At 59.6% G+C, this 17,925-nt stretch carries 15 protein-coding genes, 6 tRNA genes and 1 pseudogene; 14 read left to right on the forward strand and 8 right to left on the reverse strand.

Annotation, left to right across the window (positions count from 1 at the left end; genetic code table 11):
- The first annotated feature begins 20 nt into the window (after positions 1-20).
- Positions 21-1,082 carry an AI-2E family transporter gene (locus LRO94_RS09700; protein ID WP_032889210.1) on the forward strand — a complete coding sequence of 354 codons (1,062 nt, stop codon included), beginning with the start codon at positions 21-23 and terminating at the stop codon, positions 1,080-1,082.
- On the opposite strand, the gene LRO94_RS09705 is transcribed toward LRO94_RS09700, so the two are convergent.
- Together LRO94_RS09705 and LRO94_RS09710 are read right to left on the reverse strand one after the other, a co-directional pair.
- Positions 1,079-2,116, reverse strand: coding sequence for a sensor histidine kinase (locus tag LRO94_RS09705; protein ID WP_179179303.1), 1,038 nt, complete (start codon positions 2,114-2,116; stop codon positions 1,079-1,081). The genes LRO94_RS09700 and LRO94_RS09705 overlap by 4 nt on opposite strands.
- Positions 2,116-2,880 (reverse strand): response regulator, encoded by a 765-nt coding sequence (locus LRO94_RS09710; protein WP_095184333.1) that lies wholly within the window; start codon positions 2,878-2,880, stop codon positions 2,116-2,118. The genes LRO94_RS09705 and LRO94_RS09710 overlap by 1 nt, the downstream gene beginning before the upstream one ends.
- Positions 2,881-3,139: 259 nt before the next feature.
- Between LRO94_RS09710 and pyrF the strand changes: the two genes are divergently transcribed.
- On the forward strand, positions 3,140-3,838 hold the full coding sequence (gene pyrF / locus LRO94_RS09715; protein WP_017734306.1) for an orotidine-5'-phosphate decarboxylase: 699 nt from the start codon (positions 3,140-3,142) through the stop codon (positions 3,836-3,838).
- Between the two features lie 59 nt (positions 3,839-3,897).
- Here the strand turns inward: pyrF and LRO94_RS09720 are convergent, their stop codons facing one another.
- The gene (locus LRO94_RS09720) at positions 3,898-4,905 is read right to left on the reverse strand and encodes an NADP-dependent oxidoreductase (protein ID WP_032889216.1); all 1,008 of its coding nucleotides are present in this window, start codon (positions 4,903-4,905) and stop codon (positions 3,898-3,900) included.
- Positions 4,906-5,133: 228 nt separating this feature from the next.
- Between LRO94_RS09720 and LRO94_RS09725 the strand changes: the two genes are divergently transcribed.
- The 4 genes and pseudogenes from LRO94_RS09725 to LRO94_RS28040 all read left to right on the forward strand — a co-directional run bounded on the left by LRO94_RS09725 (position 5,134) and on the right by LRO94_RS28040 (position 9,593).
- Positions 5,134-5,895, forward strand: coding sequence for an SDR family oxidoreductase (locus tag LRO94_RS09725; protein WP_122680085.1), 762 nt, complete (start codon positions 5,134-5,136; stop codon positions 5,893-5,895).
- Between the two features lie 202 nt (positions 5,896-6,097).
- A complete protein-coding gene (locus tag LRO94_RS09730) occupies positions 6,098-7,510 on the forward strand; it encodes an aminotransferase-like domain-containing protein (protein WP_122755825.1) in 1,413 nt (470 codons plus the stop codon).
- A gap of 1,024 nt (positions 7,511-8,534) precedes the next feature.
- Positions 8,535-8,735: pseudogene (locus tag LRO94_RS28035) on the forward strand (HAMP domain-containing protein); the annotation flags it as partial.
- Between the two features lie 15 nt (positions 8,736-8,750).
- A complete protein-coding gene (locus LRO94_RS28040) occupies positions 8,751-9,593 on the forward strand; it encodes a methyl-accepting chemotaxis protein (RefSeq protein ID WP_371260739.1) in 843 nt (280 codons plus the stop codon).
- 36 nt (positions 9,594-9,629) lie between these two features.
- Here the strand turns inward: LRO94_RS28040 and LRO94_RS09740 are convergent, their stop codons facing one another.
- Together LRO94_RS09740 and LRO94_RS09745 are read right to left on the reverse strand one after the other, a co-directional pair.
- Complete coding sequence (locus LRO94_RS09740; protein WP_032889223.1) at positions 9,630-10,442, reverse strand: alpha/beta fold hydrolase; 813 nt, start codon at positions 10,440-10,442, stop codon at positions 9,630-9,632.
- 99 nt (positions 10,443-10,541) lie between these two features.
- Positions 10,542-11,312: a hypothetical protein gene (locus tag LRO94_RS09745; protein WP_179179301.1), complete on the reverse strand. Its 771-nt coding sequence runs from the start codon at positions 11,310-11,312 to the stop codon at positions 10,542-10,544.
- Positions 11,313-11,670: 358 nt separating this feature from the next.
- Here LRO94_RS09745 and LRO94_RS09750 point away from each other — a divergent pair.
- From LRO94_RS09750 to gltS, 7 genes are all read left to right on the forward strand, one after another.
- A tRNA-Glu gene (locus LRO94_RS09750) sits at positions 11,671-11,746 on the forward strand.
- Positions 11,747-11,749: 3 nt separating this feature from the next.
- Positions 11,750-11,825: transfer RNA gene (locus tag LRO94_RS09755), tRNA-Gly, on the forward strand.
- Between the two features lie 105 nt (positions 11,826-11,930).
- Positions 11,931-12,006: transfer RNA gene (locus LRO94_RS09760), tRNA-Glu, on the forward strand.
- A 3-nt stretch (positions 12,007-12,009) separates the two neighbouring features.
- A tRNA-Gly gene (locus LRO94_RS09765) sits at positions 12,010-12,085 on the forward strand.
- A 103-nt stretch (positions 12,086-12,188) separates the two neighbouring features.
- Positions 12,189-12,264: transfer RNA gene (locus LRO94_RS09770), tRNA-Glu, on the forward strand.
- Between the two features lie 3 nt (positions 12,265-12,267).
- Positions 12,268-12,343: transfer RNA gene (locus LRO94_RS09775), tRNA-Gly, on the forward strand.
- Between the two features lie 249 nt (positions 12,344-12,592).
- Positions 12,593-13,804, forward strand: coding sequence for a sodium/glutamate symporter (gltS, locus tag LRO94_RS09780; RefSeq protein WP_032889227.1), 1,212 nt, complete (start codon positions 12,593-12,595; stop codon positions 13,802-13,804).
- Between the two features lie 80 nt (positions 13,805-13,884).
- On the opposite strand, the gene LRO94_RS09785 is transcribed toward gltS, so the two are convergent.
- Both LRO94_RS09785 and LRO94_RS09790 read right to left on the reverse strand, forming a co-directional pair.
- Entirely contained in the window at positions 13,885-15,624 is a 1,740-nt protein-coding gene (locus LRO94_RS09785; RefSeq protein WP_032889228.1) for a dipeptidase, read from the reverse strand.
- Positions 15,625-15,839: 215 nt separating this feature from the next.
- A complete protein-coding gene (locus LRO94_RS09790; protein ID WP_032889231.1) occupies positions 15,840-16,466 on the reverse strand; it encodes a serine-tRNA(Ala) deacylase AlaX in 627 nt (208 codons plus the stop codon).
- Between the two features lie 89 nt (positions 16,467-16,555).
- Between LRO94_RS09790 and LRO94_RS09795 the strand changes: the two genes are divergently transcribed.
- Complete coding sequence (locus tag LRO94_RS09795; RefSeq protein ID WP_032889233.1) at positions 16,556-17,503, forward strand: LysR family transcriptional regulator; 948 nt, start codon at positions 16,556-16,558, stop codon at positions 17,501-17,503.
- Here LRO94_RS09795 and LRO94_RS09800 read toward each other — a convergent pair whose 3' ends face one another.
- A complete protein-coding gene (locus LRO94_RS09800) occupies positions 17,504-17,911 on the reverse strand; it encodes a PA2817 family protein (protein ID WP_010567536.1) in 408 nt (135 codons plus the stop codon).
- Between the last annotated feature and the right edge of the window lie 14 nt (positions 17,912-17,925).

The raw sequence follows: 17,925 nt of genomic DNA on the forward strand, positions 1-17,925 counted from the left end.
GCCTTTTTCCGAGATACCCCATGCTCAATAACGATCGCCTGCTGGTGCAAATCCTGCTGCTGGTGCTCTTTGGTGCCAGTTTCTGGGTGATGGCGCCGTTCTGGTCGGCGCTGTTCTGGGGCGCCGTTCTGGCGTTCGCCAGTTGGCCACTGATGGTGCTGCTGACGCGCTGGTTGGGTGGCCGTGAATCCCTGGCTGCCGGCATCCTGACGCTCGGCTGGATGCTGTTGGTGGCGGTGCCGCTGGTGTGGCTGGGATTCAACCTGGCGGACCATGTGCGCGATGCGGTGGCGTTGATCAAGGATATCCAGGTAGACGGGCTGCCCGAGGCACCGAACTGGCTGGGCTCAATTCCCTTTGTGGGTGAGCGATTGGTCGGGATGTGGAACAGCATTGACGAGCAGGGTGCGGCGCTGATGGTCAGCATCAAGCCGTACCTGGGCCAAGTGGGGAACTGGCTTCTGGCGCGCAGTGCACAGATCGGCGGCGGTATCCTTGAGCTGACACTGAGCCTGGTGTTCGTGTTCTTTTTCTATCGCGATGGGCCACGGTTGGCGATGTTCGTGCATCGCCTGTTGGAGCGCTTGATCGGTGATCGCGCCGGTTATTACATCGAACTGGTTGCAGGTACTGTTCAACGTGTCGTCAACGGCGTGATCGGCACCGCTGCTGCCCAGGCATTGCTGGCGCTGATCGGTTTCTGGATTGCCGGCGTGCCGGGCGCCCTGGTGCTGGGGATCGTGACCTTCCTGCTCAGCCTGATCCCCATGGGCCCGCCGCTGGTGTGGATCCCGGCCACGGCGTGGCTGGCTTGGAAGGGCGATTACACCTACGCGGTGTTCCTGGGCGTGTGGGGTACGTTCATCATCAGCGGCGTGGACAACGTGCTCAAGCCGTACCTGATCAGCCGTGGCGGCAATCTGCCGTTGGTGATCGTGTTGCTCGGGGTGTTCGGCGGCTTGATCGCATTTGGTTTTATCGGCCTGTTTATTGGCCCAACCTTGTTGGCAGTGGCTTACAGCCTGTTGATGGATTGGAGCGCGACACAAGCTCAAGGGCGACGCGAAGACAAGCCTCTTTAAGCCCTGGGCAACCACATCACTGCAGTTAAACCGCCGCCTGGGGTCTCCTCCAGGCTCAGGCGGCCGCCGAGGCGCTCAGCGGCATCCTTGGAAATCGTCATGCCCAGGCCTACGCCACCGGAATTGCGGTTGCGTGAACCTTCCAGGCGGAAGAAGGGCTCAAACACCGCCTCGCGCATATCGGCGGCAATCCCAGGGCCGTGGTCGATCACGCGGATGATCAGGGCTTCGCGGCTGTCTTCAAGTTCAACACGCACCGTGCCGGCATAGCGCAAGGCATTGTCGATCAGGTTGTTCAAGCAGGAGCGCAGGGCCATCGGTTGCACCTGCAACGGAACGCAAGTGCCGGCGAATTGCACATCGGAGCCCTGGTCCTGGGCGTTTTCACTCAGTGATTCCACCAACGCCTGCACATCCAGCCAATGCCGTGTTTCGCTGGTGCGTTGTTCATGCAGGTAGCTCAGGGTGGCGTCGAGCATGTTGATCATGTCGTCCAGATCCTGGCGCATCTGGCCCTGCAACTTCGTGTCGTCGATCTGTTCCAGGCGTAGCTTGAGGCGTGACAGCGGAGTGCGAAGGTCATGTGAGACGGCGCCGAGCATACGTGCGCGTTGGCTGACCTGTTCGCGGATACGCCGTTGCATCAGGTTGAAGGTCGATGCTGCTTTGCGCGCTTCCTGCGGACCGGACTCATCCAGCGGCGGGCTGTCGAGGTCCAGGCTCAGGCGCTCGGCCGCTTCGCTCAGACGCTGGATCGGCCGGCTCAGCAGCTTGGCGCCGTACCAGGCGGCAATGATCAGGCAGATGAACTGGAACGTCAGCGGGACCAGCGGGCCGCCAAACCACGGGCGGCGATGTTCCTTATGCCGTTGCGTCATAGTGCCATCAGGCTGTTCGGCAAAGGCTTCCTGAGGCGGTGGCGGGGGAGGACCGTAATAACGAAACCAACAGATCGCCAGCACATGGGCCAGCACAATCGCCACCAGCAACACGCCGAACAGCCGACCAAACAGCGTATTGAAGGCGGCACGCATCAACCGATATCCCGCGCGTCAAACAGGTAGCCTTCGCCCCGCACAGTTTTGATCAACTGTGGTGCCTTGGGGTCATCCCCCAGTTTCTGACGCAGGCGCGACACCAGCAAGTCGATGCTGCGATCAAACGCTTCGATGGATCGCCCACGAGCGGCATCCAGCAATTGCTCACGGCTCAACACCCGCCGCGGGCGCTCGATAAACACCCACAACAGACGAAACTCGGCATTGGACAGCGGCACCACGAGGCCATCGTCCGCCACCAGTTGGCGCAACACGCTATTGAGGCGCCAGTTGTCGAAACGGATATTGGCGCGCTGTTCGGTGCGGTCATCACGCACTCGGCGCAGGATAGTCTGGATACGTGCCACCAGTTCGCGCGGTTCGAAAGGCTTGGACATGTAGTCGTCGGCGCCCAGTTCCAGACCGATGATGCGGTCGGTGGGTTCGCAGCGGGCGGTAAGCATCAGGATCGGTATATCCGACTCCGAGCGCAGCCAGCGGCACAGCGAAAGGCCGTCCTCGCCTGGCAGCATCAGGTCGAGCACCACCACGTCAAAGGTTTCGGCTTGCATGGCCAGGCGCATCGCGGCGCCGTCGGTGACGCCGGTGGCGAGGATATTGAAGCGTGCCAGGTAGTCGATCAGCAGTTCGCGAATCGGCACATCGTCGTCGACGATCAGCGCGCGGGTATTCCAGCGCTTGTCATCGGCGGTCACCGCGCCTTTTTGTTCGTCGTTCACTGGGACAAAAGGGGTCTGCATAGTGCGATCATCTGCCTGGTTGTTGCGGTCAGCATAGGCGCCCAGCCCCATGGCTGGAAGTGCTGGTCGTTGGGTCGTGCGGGCGAGGCTAGCGGTGGGGCGTGTTGGGGGCATGTCGTGAATGTATCAGCTTTGAAATATTTGCCCGAAAGGCCCGTCAAATGCCGGTTGGTCAGTATTTACCGATCATCGGATCCCGCAACGCCGCTGCTTGCGCTACAATCCGCGCCGATTTCGACTTGCCTGAGAGCCCATTCCAATGTCCGTCTGCCAGACTCCTATCATCGTCGCCCTGGATTACCCCACCCGTGACGCCGCACTGAAGCTGGCTGACCAGTTGGACCCCAAGCTTTGCAGGGTCAAGGTTGGCAAGGAACTGTTCACCAGCTGTGCCGCAGAAATCGTCGGCACCCTGCGTGACAAAGGCTTCGAAGTGTTCCTCGATCTGAAATTCCACGATATCCCGAATACCACCGCCATGGCGGTCAAGGCCGCCGCCGAAATGGGCGTGTGGATGGTCAACGTGCACTGCTCCGGCGGCCTGCGCATGATGACCGCCTGCCGCGAAGTGCTGGAACAGCGCAGCGGCCCTAAACCCCTGCTGATCGGTGTGACCGTGCTGACCAGCATGGAGCGCGAAGACCTGGCCGGTATCGGCCTGGACATCGAGCCTCAGGAGCAGGTACTGCGCCTGGCAGCCCTGGCCCAGAAAGCCGGCCTTGATGGCTTGGTGTGCTCGGCGCTGGAGGCCCAGGCCTTGAAGACCGCCCATCCGTCGTTGCAATTGGTGACCCCGGGGATCCGCCCGGCGGGCAGCGCCCAGGATGACCAGCGCCGTATCCTGACCCCGCGTCAGGCACTCGATGCAGGTTCTGACTACCTGGTGATCGGTCGCCCGATCAGCCAAGCGGCGGATCCGGCCAAGGCGTTGGCGGCGGTCGTTGCCGAGATCGCCTGATCCGAACGGGGAAGGGGCTTGCTGCAGCGAGCCCCTTCTCACATTTGCTATGCAGTGTGTCAGCTGACCTTAAGCACCAATTTCCCAAAGTTCTCGCCGTTGAATAACTTCATCAACGTCTCCGGGAACGTCTCCAGGCCCTCGACAATATCCTCTTTGCTCTTGAGCTTGCCCTGCGCCATCCAGCCGGCCATTTCCTGCCCGGCGGCGGCAAAATTCGCCGCGTGATCCATCACCACAAAGCCTTCCATCCGCGCGCGATTGACCAGCAGTGACAGGTAGTTGGCCGGGCCTTTCACGGCTTCCTTATTGTTGTACTGGCTGATGGCGCCGCAAATCACCACCCGCGCCTTCAGCGCCAGGCGGCTAAGTACTGCGTCAAGAATCTCGCCGCCGACGTTATCGAAATACACATCCACGCCCTTCGGGCATTCGCGCTTGAGGGCGGCGGGTACGTCTTCGTTCTTGTAGTCGATGGCTGCATCAAAGCCCAATTCGTCTACCAGAAACTTGCACTTGTCAGCACCACCGGCGATGCCGACCACGCGGCAACCTTTCAGCTTGGCGATCTGCCCGGCAATACTGCCCACGGCGCCGGCTGCACCGGAAATGACCACGGTTTCACCTTCCTTGGGTGCGCCGGTGTCCAGGAGCGCGAAGTAGGCAGTCATGCCGGTCATGCCCAGTGCAGAAAGGTAGCGGGGCAGAGGGGCGAGCTTTGGGTCGACGGTGTAGAAGCCGCGCGGCTCGCCGAGGAAATAATCCTGCACGCCCAAGGCACCATTCACGTAGTCGCCGACCGCGAATTTCGGGTTGTTCGAGGCAATCACCTTGCCCACGCCGAGCGCGCGCATCACCTCGCCGATACCGACGGGCGGAATGTAGGACTTGCCTTCATTCATCCAGCCACGCATGGCCGGGTCGAGGGACAAGTATTCATTGCGTACCAGCACTTGCCCGTCCTGGGGTGTGCCCACCGGTACTTCCTGGTACGTGAAGGTTTCCCGCGTCGCCGCGCCGACCGGGCGTTTGGCGAGCAGGAATTGGCGGTTGGTCTGGGCAGTCATGGCAGGGACTCTTAAGAAGTGGAGCATGAGTGATAGACCTTGAGCGGGTTGGGGGCAAGGTCGGCTGAAGGCGCGAATGCTGGTCGATAGGCTGCGTTGATAGTGCGCAGGGTGTCCTTATCACTGGTACTCATGCAGCCCTAACCGGGCGTTTGATAGTGCTGACGCGCCAGTGTCAGTGTTGGCTAGACTCGGCCCACGGCTATTTCTCCCATAGGACATTCCCCCATGAGCATGACGTTTTCCGGCCAAGTCGCCCTGGTGACCGGCGCCGCCGCCGGTATTGGCCGCGCCACCGCGCTGGCGTTCGCCGCCGAAGGTTTGAAGGTCGTGGTTGCCGACCTGGATGTGGAGGGCGGCGAGGGCACTGTCGCGCTGATCCATCAGTCCGGTGGCGAGGCGTTGTTTGTGCGCTGCAACGTCACACAGGAGGCGGATGTGCAGCAATTGATGGCGCAGACCATCGGCGCTTATGGCCGCTTGGACTACGCCTTTAATAACGCCGGCATCGAGATTGAGAAGGGCAAGCTGGCGGACGGCAGCCTGGATGAGTTCGACGCCATCATGGGCGTCAATGTCAAAGGCGTGTGGCTGTGCATGAAGTACCAATTGCCACTGTTGCTGGCCCAAGGTGGCGGGGCCATTGTCAATACCGCGTCGGTCGCGGGCCTGGGGGCGGCGCCGAAGATGAGCATCTACGCGGCCTCCAAGCATGCAGTGATCGGCCTGACCAAATCGGCGGCCATTGAGTACGCCAAGAAGAAAATTCGCGTTAACGCCGTTTGCCCGGCGGTGATCGACACCGACATGTTCCGCCGTGCCTATGAGGCCGACCCCCGCAAGGCTGAATTCGCCGCCGCCATGCACCCGGTTGGGCGTATCGGCAAAGTAGAAGAAATCGCCAGCGCCGTGCTTTACCTATGCAGCGATGGCGCCGCATTCACCACCGGGCACGCCTTGGCGGTGGACGGTGGCGCGACGGCGATCTAGGACCTCGCGTCGCCCTCTATTCGAAAACGTCTTGGGGGGATGTGGGGCTTTTCCAGAGCTGGCAAAACGCCGCGACCGAATATGTGTCAGTAGGTAAATAATTCAATTAAATCAATACTTTAATAAATTTGTGTGCCCGGCAGTCAACGGCTTCTGTGCTTAACTCTTCGGGTTGATAACAGACAGTTGAAGTGAGTGGCTCATGGATTTAAGGATTGATCGACAAGCCCTTGTACCGGTGGTGCAGCAAATTGTCAGTGCAGTGGCGCAATGGATTCGCAAGGACGAGGTAAGCCCCGGCACACGCTTGCCCTCCATCCGCCAACTGGCTCGGGATAATCTGCTCAGCCAATCCAGCGTGATCGAAGCATTCGAACGGATGGTCGCCCAGGGAGTGCTGGCCCCCCGGCAAGGCTCGGGATTTGTAGTGGCCCAGCCAGCCGTCTCCCACGAAGGCAACTGGTATGAGGGGGCGGAGCGCGAATGGGGGGCCTTTGCCGATAATCCGCTGGGCGAGTTGAAACTGGGCTGCGGCTGGTTGCCAGACGCCTGGCGCGAAAGCGATGACATCAGTTACGCAATCCGTGAAGTTACCCGCACCGACACTGCAGCACTGTTCAACTACAGCACGCCCTTAGGTTTACCCGCGTTGCGCGAACAACTGGCCAAGCGCCTGACTCAGATTCATATCCCCTCCAGCGTGGACTGCATCCTCACTACCGCGGGCGCTGGCCATGCCCAGGACCTGCTGATACGCACGCTGCTCAAGGCCGGCGATTGCGTGGTGGTCGAAACCCCGGGGTACGGCAACCTCTATCAACAATTGGCGTTCCAGGGTGTGCAACTGCTGGAGGTGCCGCGTACCCGAGGCGGCCCCGACCTCCTGGCCCTGGAAGCGTTACTACAAGACCATCGGCCAAAATGCCTGTTCATCCACAGCCTTTATCACAACCCCACCGGGACGAGTCTGTGCCGCGAGGTGGCCGAGCGTTTGCTGGAACTGGCGCACCGCGAAAACTTCCTGATCATTGAAGAAGACGTCTACGGCGACCTGCAACATGCCAGTTGCATACGGCTCGCGGCATTGCCCCATGATGACCGGGTGATCTATGTCGCGAGTTTCTCCAAGACCCTGAGCAGTGCGTTGCGCGTGGGGTATCTCACTGCCAGTTCGGCGATCATCACGCAACTGGCCAGCCTCAAGACCTTGACCGGATTCGGCACCTCGCGGTTTGCCGAGGCAGTGGTTGCTACGCTATTGGCCAATGGCACCTATCGTAAATGGGTACAGCGCCTGCGCAAGCGACTGGGCACTGAGATGAGAGCCACCCTGCAAGTGCTGGAAGACGAGGAGTGGGAGGTGTTCGCGGTGCCTGCCGGAGGCATGTTCCTGTGGGCGCGGCCGGGGGAGGCGCAACCTTCGCTGTTGCAGAGGTGTGCCCGACGTCTGGGAGTGTTGTTGTCTCCCGGGGCGTTGTTCAGCCCAACGGCGGAGCCCTGTGATTGGCTGCGCATCAATGTGGCCTATGCAACTGATCCACGGGCTTTGGCATTGTTCCGTGCCATGGGGCCTACCAGATCGACCTCAACCATTCTGAAAACGACGAGCGTGTAGCTTTTTGCCATTATTGTGGCGCCAACGTCTTGTGCTCAGTGCCTTGTGGTTGCGAATCTCGCTGGATGTCAATCGGGCTTGATGGCATCTGCCATTGCAAGAGGATTCAAGTGCAATGATTTCAGGCGTGCAACGACGTTTCGCCAACCTCGGTATGGCGAAAAAACTGGGTTTGGGCTTCATGCTGGTGCTGCTGCTGACGGCGTTGGTAGCAGCTATCGGCGTGTGGTCCCTGCAGACCGTTGGCCAGCGTTTCGAGGGGCTCAAGGCCATGTCTTCGCTCAACAGCGGCTTGCTCAAGGTACGCCTGATCGAGCAGGACTACGCGCTGCACGCCGACCCCAAGGCTGCCGACGCCCTGCATGAAAGCGTTGACGCCTTGGCGGCCCAGGCCGCCGCCCTCAAGGCACAGTCTGCGGCGAATGTGCCGGTGATGACTGACGTCGAGCAGGCCCTGGTCGCCTACCGCCAGGCGTTCGATGAGTTTGTCGAGCTGACCCAGACCAAGGATCTGGCGCTGGAAATGGCCACTTGGTCGGTGTCCAGCGTGGCGAACAACCTGGATGTGTTGCAGGCCGGCCTGGCGGACGACGGGGCTTATGGCCTCAAGGAAAGCCAGGGCAAGGAGGGCGTCGAGTTTATCGAGCAGGCTGGACAGGTCAGTCAGGTGTCGCGCTTGATGTTGCAGGCCATGAACGAAGCCCACGTACGCTTGGACCAGAGCCGCAAAGTGGATGCTGAGGATGCCGAGCAAGGCAAGATCGAGCAGGCTGACCAGGCTCTTGCTCAAGTCGAGCAACTGAAAACGTCGGTCAAGGACTCCGGTTATCAGACGGTGCTCAATGAAGTCTCAGGGCACATTGCCGCGTTCAGCGAGAAGCTGGGTGAATACACCGGCCTGTTGGCCCAGGAAAAAGTGGTCTACAAACAACTGCATGACCGGGCGGCTCTGGTGGTCAGCCGGGTCAACCAGGCCTATGACGCCGAAGACCTGTCGATGCAGGCACAACTGAAAAAAAACGCGATGTTGATCATCGGCTCGTCGGCCCTGGCTTTGCTGGTGGGGCTGATTGCAGCGTGGGTGATTACCCGTTTGATCGTCGCGCCGCTGCGCAGTGTGATCGCGGTGGCGCAGCAGATTGCCGCCGGGGATTTGAGCGGGCGTATGGAGGTCAGTCGTCGTGATGAAATCGGCCAGTTGATGCAGGCGATGCAACAGATGGGCAACGGCCTGAGCCAGATGGTCAGCGGCCTGCAGGCCGGTATCGAGCAATTGGCTAGCTCGGCGCAGTCGCTCTCCAGCGTGACCGAGCAAACCAATGTCGAGGTCAGCAGCCAGAAGGAGGAAACCGAGCAGGTGGCCACTGCTATGAACCAGATGACCGCCACGGTGCACGATGTGGCGCGCAACGCTGAAGAGGCCGCGCAAGCCGCGCAGACCGCGGATGACAAGGTCGACAGCGGTCAGCAAGTGGTGCGCCAGAGTTTGCAGCGCATCGAGTTGCTGGCCACTTCCAGTAACAATGCCAGTGCGAGCATCGAGAGCCTCAGTGCCGAAATCCAGAACATTGGCACTGTGTTGGGCGTGATCAAAAGCGTGGCGGAGCAGACCAACTTGCTGGCCCTGAACGCGGCCATCGAGGCTGCCCGTGCGGGTGAGCAGGGCCGTGGCTTTGCGGTAGTGGCCGATGAAGTGCGGGCGCTGGCCAAGCGTACCCAGCAATCGACCGAAGAAATCGAGCGGTTGGTCAGCACCTTGCGCAGCGCGGCGCAATCATCGGTGCAGCAGATCCAGCAAAGCGGTGAGCTGGTCAAGCTGGCGGTCAGCGATGCGCTGGAAACCGAGAGCGCCCTGGGCAGCATCGCAGTGGCGGTGTCGTTGATCCAGCAGATGAACCAGCAGATCGCCGCTGCCGCTGAGGAACAAAGCTCGGTGGCTGAAGAGATCAACCGTAGCGTCACCAGTATTCGTGCGAGTGCCGATCAATCGGCGTTGAGCATGCAGGGCAATGCGGCGTCGAGTATCCAGCTGGCGCAGTTGGGGGCGGAGCTCAAGGGGATGGTGGGGCATTTCCGCCTTTGATCGCAGCACCGAGGCTGCGATCAAAGGGGAGGGCGATCAAGCGTGGTTTGCGAGAAAGGTCAGCAGCGCTTCGTTGACGAAGTCCGGGTTCTCCCGGCTGGAGATATGCCCTGCGTCTGGAATCAACGTCAGTGCGCAGCCAATCAGTTCGGCCATTTCCTTGGATTCGACGGGTGGACGAGGTTTGTCCTGCTCGCCGCACATCACCAAAGTGGTATCGGCGTCCAGGCGCGGTAGTTGCTCCAGCACGTCGTCGCGGCTGAAGATCAACTGGCCCAAGGGCACGACGCTCTGCAGCAGGCGTTCTCGGGAAAAGGCCCGCAGTGACGTGCGAAAGTCCTGGTACAGCGCTGATTCGCGGTCGATGTCCGGGCGGAAGAAGATCGGTGCGATCACATCCAGCAACGGCTCTGGAATGGCGCCGGCGTCTTCAATCATCTTGAACAGCGAGAAGTAATACTGGCGCGTGGCCTCAGGCTCGGCGCCGAGGTAGGTGTCCATCAGTATTAGGCTGTTGATGCGTTCGGGGGCCTGCAACGCCAGGCGCGCGCCCCACATTCCGCCGACCGAGAGGCCCACCAGGTTGATCTGCGTGATAGCCAAGTGATCCAGCAGGGCCAAGGTCTGGCGTGCGAGGTCGTCTAGGGAGCGCGTTTGCGTGGGCAGTTGGCCCGATTCACCGTGGCCCCATAGCTCGGGCACGATCACACGGTACTGTTGCGACAGGGCGTCGATCTGCGGTGCCCACATGTCGCGGTTCCACAGGTAGCTGGAGCCCAGCAGCACGGCCGGGCCGGTGCCTTGGTCGAGGTAGTGCAGGGGTTGTCCATCAATGACGGCGATAGGCATAGCAGGCCTCTGACTTCACGGAGTGAGGCGCACTTTTTTACGCTAGTCGGGGGGCGGAGGATAGGTGCCAGGATGATGGCACCTATTATTTTGCGAGGATCAATCGTAGATGACTTTCTTCTTCCACTCGGCGTCGGCGTCGACTTCTTTCATGCCTTGGGTCAGTTCGTTGACCTCTTCTGCGGCCTGTTTGCTGTTAGCCAGCACGGTGGAGTTGGCGCGGGCCAGTTGGCCTTCCAGCAATTGCAGCTGGGCGCTGTAGAATACCGGCTCCGGCTGTTTGCGCAGGTACTGCACACCACGCTCGAAGGCCAGGCGTGCCTGGCCCGGTTGGCCCTGCTGCAGCGCGTGCTGGCCGAGGTTGTTGAAGAACTCGATGTGCAGCAGCACCAGGATATGGCGGATTTCTTTGATCCAATGCTTGGCTTCGTTGGAGGGTAGGAAACCGTCCTGGGCTGCGCGCGTGACCTGGCCGTGCAGGGCTTCCAGCAGGAAGCGCACGTCCTTGGCCTTGGCTTCGGTCTGGATCGGTGCCGGGGGGTTGTTGACCGGGATCGATTCGCCCTGGGCCACCAGTGTGTTCAGCTCAGTGATGCGCGCTTTAATAGGAGCACTGGTCTTGTTGAGGTTCAACAGGCGCTGGTTCACGTTGAGCTCCAGGCGGGTCAACAACAGTTTGAGCGCCGGGGTCATCAGTTGGCCTGGGAATGTTTCGGTGATCTCACCGCAACGGCGCAGGCGATCGTTAAGCTCGATCTGGACGCGCTGCTTTTCCAGCTTGTTGTTTTCCACCACGTGGTTCATATAGCCAATGGCGATCAGTATTACGATCCCGGCTATTACCAGCAGGGTGATCATGAGTGGTGTCACCGGTGTGACCTCTTTATAGGGTTTGCAATGGAGTGTAGTGACTGGGCCGGCTATCGGATAGGGCTGATCGACCAGCTGCCCGGGTAGTTTCTTCTATATAGACAAGCGCTCCCTGCGTAGATGCACATTGCCATTATTTGCCAGGGCGAACTATAACGTCTTGTCGGGTGCCAGAATATAGGCGTCAAGGTGCGGACGGGCAGAATGCTCGCAACGGCTGGTAAACGCGGGCGAAGTCATTGATTTTAATAAATTTATCCTTGGGGGTTGACGATCCCCCAATCCATCCATAGAATGCGCGCCACTTAAAGCGTAAAGCACACAGCGAAACGCGTTGAGTAGTGAATGTTGTACGTGTGTCCCCTTCGTCTAGTGGCCTAGGACACCGCCCTTTCACGGCGGTAACAGGGGTTCGAGTCCCCTAGGGGACGCCATATGCGGGAATAGCTCAGTTGGTAGAGCACGACCTTGCCAAGGTCGGGGTCGCGAGTTCGAGTCTCGTTTCCCGCTCCAATTTACAAACAGTGTGGCTTTCGGGCGGCACTGAGTGAAACCAGGACCCAATCTTCGGATGAGGCCTCTGGGCACTGAAATACACACCATGTGTTTCAGTAGCGTGTCCCCTTCGTCTAGTGGCCTAGGACACCGCCCTTTCACGGCGGTAACAGGGGTTCGAGTCCCCTAGGGGACGCCATTTGCGGGAATAGCTCAGTTGGTAGAGCACGACCTTGCCAAGGTCGGGGTCGCGAGTTCGAGTCTCGTTTCCCGCTCCATTTTAAGCGGTGTTGCTTTCGGGCGGCGCTGAGTGAAACCAGGACCAAGTCTTCGGATGAGGCCTCTGGGCACTGAAATACACACCATGTGTTTCAGTAGCGTGTCCCCTTCGTCTAGTGGCCTAGGACACCGCCCTTTCACGGCGGTAACAGGGGTTCGAGTCCCCTAGGGGACGCCATTTGCGGGAATAGCTCAGTTGGTAGAGCACGACCTTGCCAAGGTCGGGGTCGCGAGTTCGAGTCTCGTTTCCCGCTCCATATTCAAGAAAAAAGCCACTCAAGCGAGTGGCTTTTTTTTGCCTGCGATTTACGTAAAGGGGCTTCGGTCTCTTTTTTCATTCTTGCCGGTTCCAGATGTGCTTTTCCTGGTAAAGCCATCTGCTGCGCCGCTGATGTGGTGGGTCTTGTAGGAATAGTCTGTACTTTCCGTGAGGTTGATGCGAATTGGTCCCGCTGTCTCTACTCTGGCGTGCCTATTTTCCTTGTTCACCTCAGAGAGCTGCCCGGATGTTACAGCTGGACTTCTATTCAACCCTGGTCGCCGCGTCCCTTGTGCTTTTGCTTGGCCGCTGGCTGGTTGCCCGCATAGGCTTTTTACGCGCCTACAATATTCCCGCGCCGGTAGCCGGCGGCCTTGTGGTCGCTTTAGTGCTTTTGGCGTTGCGGGGGCTAGCCGATATTGAGGTGCGCTTCGACCCTTCGTTGCAAACCCCGTTGATGCTGGCATTTTTCGCCACTATTGGACTGAACGCGGATTTCGCCAGTTTGAAGAAAGGCGGTCGAATCCTGGCGATCTTTCTGTTGGTCGTGACCACACTGCTGGTGGTGCAAAACGCCATGGGCATCGCATTGGCCAAGGCCTTGGGACTCGACCCGTTGATGGGCTTGCTCGCCGGCTCGGTGACGCTGTCAGGCGGACACGGTACGGGTGCCGCCTGGGGGACTGTGTTCAGCGAGAAGTATGGCGTGGCCTCCGCGTCAGAATTGGCGATCGCCTCCGCAACCTTCGGCTTGGTACTCGGGGGCTTGATTGGAGGTCCGGTTGCCCGCTTGCTGATCAAGCGGGTCCAGGTGCCTGGTATCGAGCAGGTGCAGCCACGCCTGCCCAACGGCTTCGAGCAACCGAACAGGGAGCGTTTGATTACCCCGTTCTCATTCATCGAAACCCTCGCGTTGCTTGCGATCAGCCTCCAGGTCGGCACCTACCTCAACGGCTTCCTTCAAGGCACAGCACTGGAGTTGCCCACTTTCGTCTGTGTGCTGTTTGTAGGCGTCGTGCTGCGTAACGGCTTGTCGGCGCTGGGCTGGCATCAGGTGTTCGAGCGCGAGGTATCGGTGCTGGGCAATGTCAGTCTGTCGTTGTTCTTGGCTATTGCCTTGATGTCGCTCAAGCTGTGGGACCTGGCAGCACTCGCCTTGCCGATTGTCATCCTGCTGGCCGCGCAGGCGTTGCTGATGGCGCTGTTTGCGATTTTCATCACGTTCCGGGTCATGGGCAGCAATTACGATGCGGCAGTGCTGGCCGCAGGGCACTGCGGGTTCGGGCTCGGTGCCACGCCGACGGCGATTGCCAACATGCAGGCGGTGACGCAACGCTTCGGGCCGTCACAGATTGCGTTTCTGGTGGTGCCGATGGTGGGCGCATTCTTTATCGATATCACCAATGCGGTGGTGATCAAGTTGTATCTGGCGCTGCCGTTCCTGGGCGCTTCGGGTTGACGCGTTAACCCCTGCGCCGCACACAAAAACGCCGATCAGCAATGATCGGCGTTTGTTGTTGGGGAGCGCTTCAGCCGCTATCAGAGCTTGGGCAGCTGTCCGATACGCCCCATCATTTCGGTGACGATCTGCAGATCCAGCAAGAACTGGTCGACCGTCTTGAACTCATTGTCGGTATGCCCGGTGTACTTCACTTCCGGTCGCGCCAGGCCAAATTGCACACCGTTGGGCAACTCGTGCACGGAGGTCGCTCCAGCCGAGGTGCCGAACTTGTGTTCCATGCCCAGGTTTTCGCTGGCTACCGCGAGTAAGGCCTTCACCCATTCACCTTCCGGGTTGCGGAACATCGGCTCGGCCACCGAGTAGGTGAAGTCCACGTTGACCTTGGTTTTCTTGTCCCAGGCGCTCAACTTTTCGGCGATCTCGGCCTTGAGCTGCTCCGGGGATTTACCCTTCGGCACCCGGAGGTTGACTGCCAGCTTGAAAGCCTTTTCATCCAGCCCGACAAAGGTCGGTGAGGTGGTCAGCGGGCCCATGAAATCATCCGCAAAACCCACGCCCAATTTGCCACCCAAGTAATCCAGGCCCCAATTGTCGGACGCATACCGCGCAGCGTCGGTGATGTGGTTGTGCTTGAGAGCGATCTTGCCGTCGACGCTGTGAATCAGCTCCAGCATGCGCGCGACCGGGTTGATGCCGGACTCCGGCTCGGAGGAGTGCGCCGACACGCCGGTGACAGTCAGCTTGACGTCCTTGCCGTTGACCTTGGCGCTCACCTCAAAATCGCCACCGTTGCGCTTGACGTATTCCGTGCCGGCCTTTTGGAGGCTGGCTGCTAATTCCTTAGGGTTGTCGCTGATAAACGTGGCCACCGACGCCGATGGAATCTGGTTGGTGGCCATGCCGCCGGTCATTGCGATGATTTCTGCGCCTTTGCCTTCCCCTTTGCGGCGGGGGAAGGTGGCCATGACGGTGCCATAACCTTTTTCGGCAATCACCACCGGATAGCCGCCATCCAGCGCAAGGTTGTATTGCGGTGTCGGGTTGCGTTCGAAGTAGTAAGGGATCGCGTCTCCGGAGGTCTCCTCGGTGGTATCCACCAGCAGTTTGAAATTGCGCGCCAGCGGCAGCTTTTCTTCCTTGATCACTTTCATGGCATACATAGCCACCACGATGCCGTTTTTATCATCCTCGGTACCACGGCCATACATGCGGTCGCCGATCAGCGTGACCTTGAACGGATCAAGCTTGGTGCCGTCTTTCAGTACCCAGTTTTCCGGGGTTACCGGCACCACGTCGGCGTGGGCGTGGATGCCCACCACTTCGTCGCCGCTGCCTGCCAGGGAAATTTCGTACACGCGGTTGTCGACGTTACGGAAGTTCAGGTCAAAGGTCTTGGCCAGGGCCTGTAGCTTGTCGGCAATCCGGGTGAATTCCGGATTCTTGTATTGCGGAACACCGTCTACGTTGAAGGTTGGGATTTCCACCAGTTCGCGCAGAGTTTCTAGGGCGGCTTTTCCGTATTTAACTCGGGTGTAAATACCCAGCAAGCGATGGATCTCGTTCTGCTGGTCGGCGGTCAGGGTCTGGTTGTCGAGGAAGACGCTGATTGCAGGGCCTACATCCGCCGTTTTGCCCAGGTCTCCCTTGGCTAGTGTGCTGAGGAAACCACGAAAGTCGGTGACCGAAGTTTCGTTGAAGCTCTTCAGAATTGCCGTGCTTTGCTGCGGGGTGATATTGGCAAAGGCGGGAGTGCTCATCACCGAAAGGCTCGCCGCGAACAGGGTCGCAGCCGCCAAATGTTTGAGAGGGAAGTGCATGGCTAAAGGCATTCCTTTGCAAAGGGAAAGTAGGAGATTTCTGATCAATGTGTCAGAAACATTTCCACACACTAACACTGCAAAGGTGTGCCGGGGAGGCCGTAAGAAGGCTTATCTAAAAACTCGATAGCCCCCTTGAATGCTTATTTCGCAACGTCGTGACCTGCGTTTTAGAGGCCGCGCAGCTCATTGTGCTCGGCGAGAGCGATTGCGGTTCAGTCAAGGCTGTAACGTACCGACAGCGCGCCCTTTTTTTCCGACAAGGCAAGGATCGTCACCTCACCCAGCTCGCCCAGTGTTTGCACATGGGTGCCACCGCAAGCGTACGTGGGCAACTCACCGAAACCTACTTCGCGGATGCCTTCGTCCAGGGTCATATGGCGTGGGTAGTCTGCGGCGATCCATTGGTTGATCTGCTGCTGGAGGGTTTCGGCGTCGATGGCTTGCGCGGTTTCGCCACGGATAAAGGTGATCTTGCCTTCGCCCGGCCAGTGGTGGGCCTTGATTGGCATCCAGCCCAGGGTTTCGCCGGCGTTGCCGATCAAATGCCCGGCGGAATGCAGGCGCGTGTGCAGGGCGCGGCGTGGTTCATCGACCCGCGCATTGATGGCGCCCAGTGGCACAGGTTGGTTGAGATAGTGCACCACGCGATCAACCTCCTGAGTGACGCGCAGTACCCGGGCTTCACCCAGCCAACCGGTGTCGGACGGCTGGCCGCCGCCTTGGGGATGAAAAATCGTCGACTGCAAAATGACCGCAAACTGGTCCTCAAAGGGCGTGCAACCCAGCACTTCAAGCTCTGCGGTGAGGTGGTCATGGGTGAAAAACAGGCGCTCGGTCATTTTCTACATCCGCATCAGGGTTCTGCGGGCAGTATAAATGCTGCCGGATTAGGTGATAATCCGCTCAATTATCAATGGACCTGTGCGTCATGAGCATCAATCTTCCGTTACCGCTGCTGGGTGAAATGGCGATTTTCGTCAAGGTGGTAGAGACCGGCAGCTTCTCCGAAGCGGCACGGCAACTGAGTGTCTCGCCGTCAGCGGTGAGTCGCAGTATTTCGCGCCTGGAAAAAGCCCTGGCTACCCGGTTACTGCAACGTACCACGCGAAAACTGCGCCTGAGCGACGGGGGTGAAGAGGTATTCAAGCGCTGCCAGGAGATGGTCAGCGCTGCGCGCTCGGTGATGGAAATCAGCGGTCAATTCACCCATGAGGCTGAGGGCCTGGTGCGTGTCAGTGTGCCCAAGGCGGTCGGGCGGTTTGTGGTGCATCCGCATATGCCCGAGTTCCTGCGGCGATATCCCAAGGTGGATGTGCAATTGATACTGGAAGACCGGCAGGTGGACATGATCGATGACAATGTTGATCTGAGCATTCGCATCACCGACAGCCCGCCGCCGGGCCTGGTGGGGCGCCAGCTATTGCCGATTGAACATTTGCTTTGCGCTACGCCGCAGTATTTGGCCGAGCACGGTACACCGGAGCATCCCCACGACTTGTTGGAGCACAGCTGTATCTACCTTGGCGAAACCCCGGGCGACTCGCGCTGGAAGTTTCGCCAGGGTGGTAGGGCGGTGACCGTCAGCGTGCGTGGGCGTTATGCCGCTAACCACACCGGCGTGCGGCTGGATGCGGTGCTGCAGCATGTGGGGATTGGCAGCTTGCCGTACTTTACAGCGCGTCATGCATTGGAGGAGGGGCGGTTGGTGCAGGTGCTGCCGGGGTGGGATTTTATTGCGTCCTACCATGGCGAGGCGTGGCTGCTGCATTCGCCCACGCGCTACCTGCCGCCTAAGCTGCGGGTGTTCATTGATTATTTGGTGGAGTGTATGGCGAAGGAGCCGACGTTGCGTCGGCCCTCTGGTGTGGTTGGCTGATCAGTGCTTGCTCTGATCCTGGGGCATGGCCAGCAACTGTTTTTCCTGGTTCCAGTCGAACGGTTCGTCGTTCTGTTCGGCCTCAAAGCGACGTTCTTCCAAGGCTTGGTAAAGGTCCAGTTCTTCGTCGGGCATGAAGTGCAGGCAGTCGCCGCCGAAGAACCACAGCAGATCGCGTGGTACGAGGTGGGCAATTTGCGGGTAGCGCAGGATGACCTGGCTCATCAAGTCCTGCCCCAGGTACTGGCTTTCGATCGGGTCGATGGGCAGCAGCGCGCGCAATTCGTCGAAGCGCTCCAGGAATAGGGTGTGGCTTTCCTCGGGCACCTGTTCGGCTTCGCCGACGGCAACCAGGATGCTGCGCAGGTGGTCGAGCAAGACGAGATGATCGGCAACGACGTTGGACACGAGATAAGTCCTCT

The sequence above is a fragment of the Pseudomonas sivasensis genome, from assembly GCF_021391435.1.
In the GTDB taxonomy this organism is placed as follows: Bacteria; Pseudomonadota; Gammaproteobacteria; order Pseudomonadales; family Pseudomonadaceae; genus Aquipseudomonas; species Aquipseudomonas sivasensis.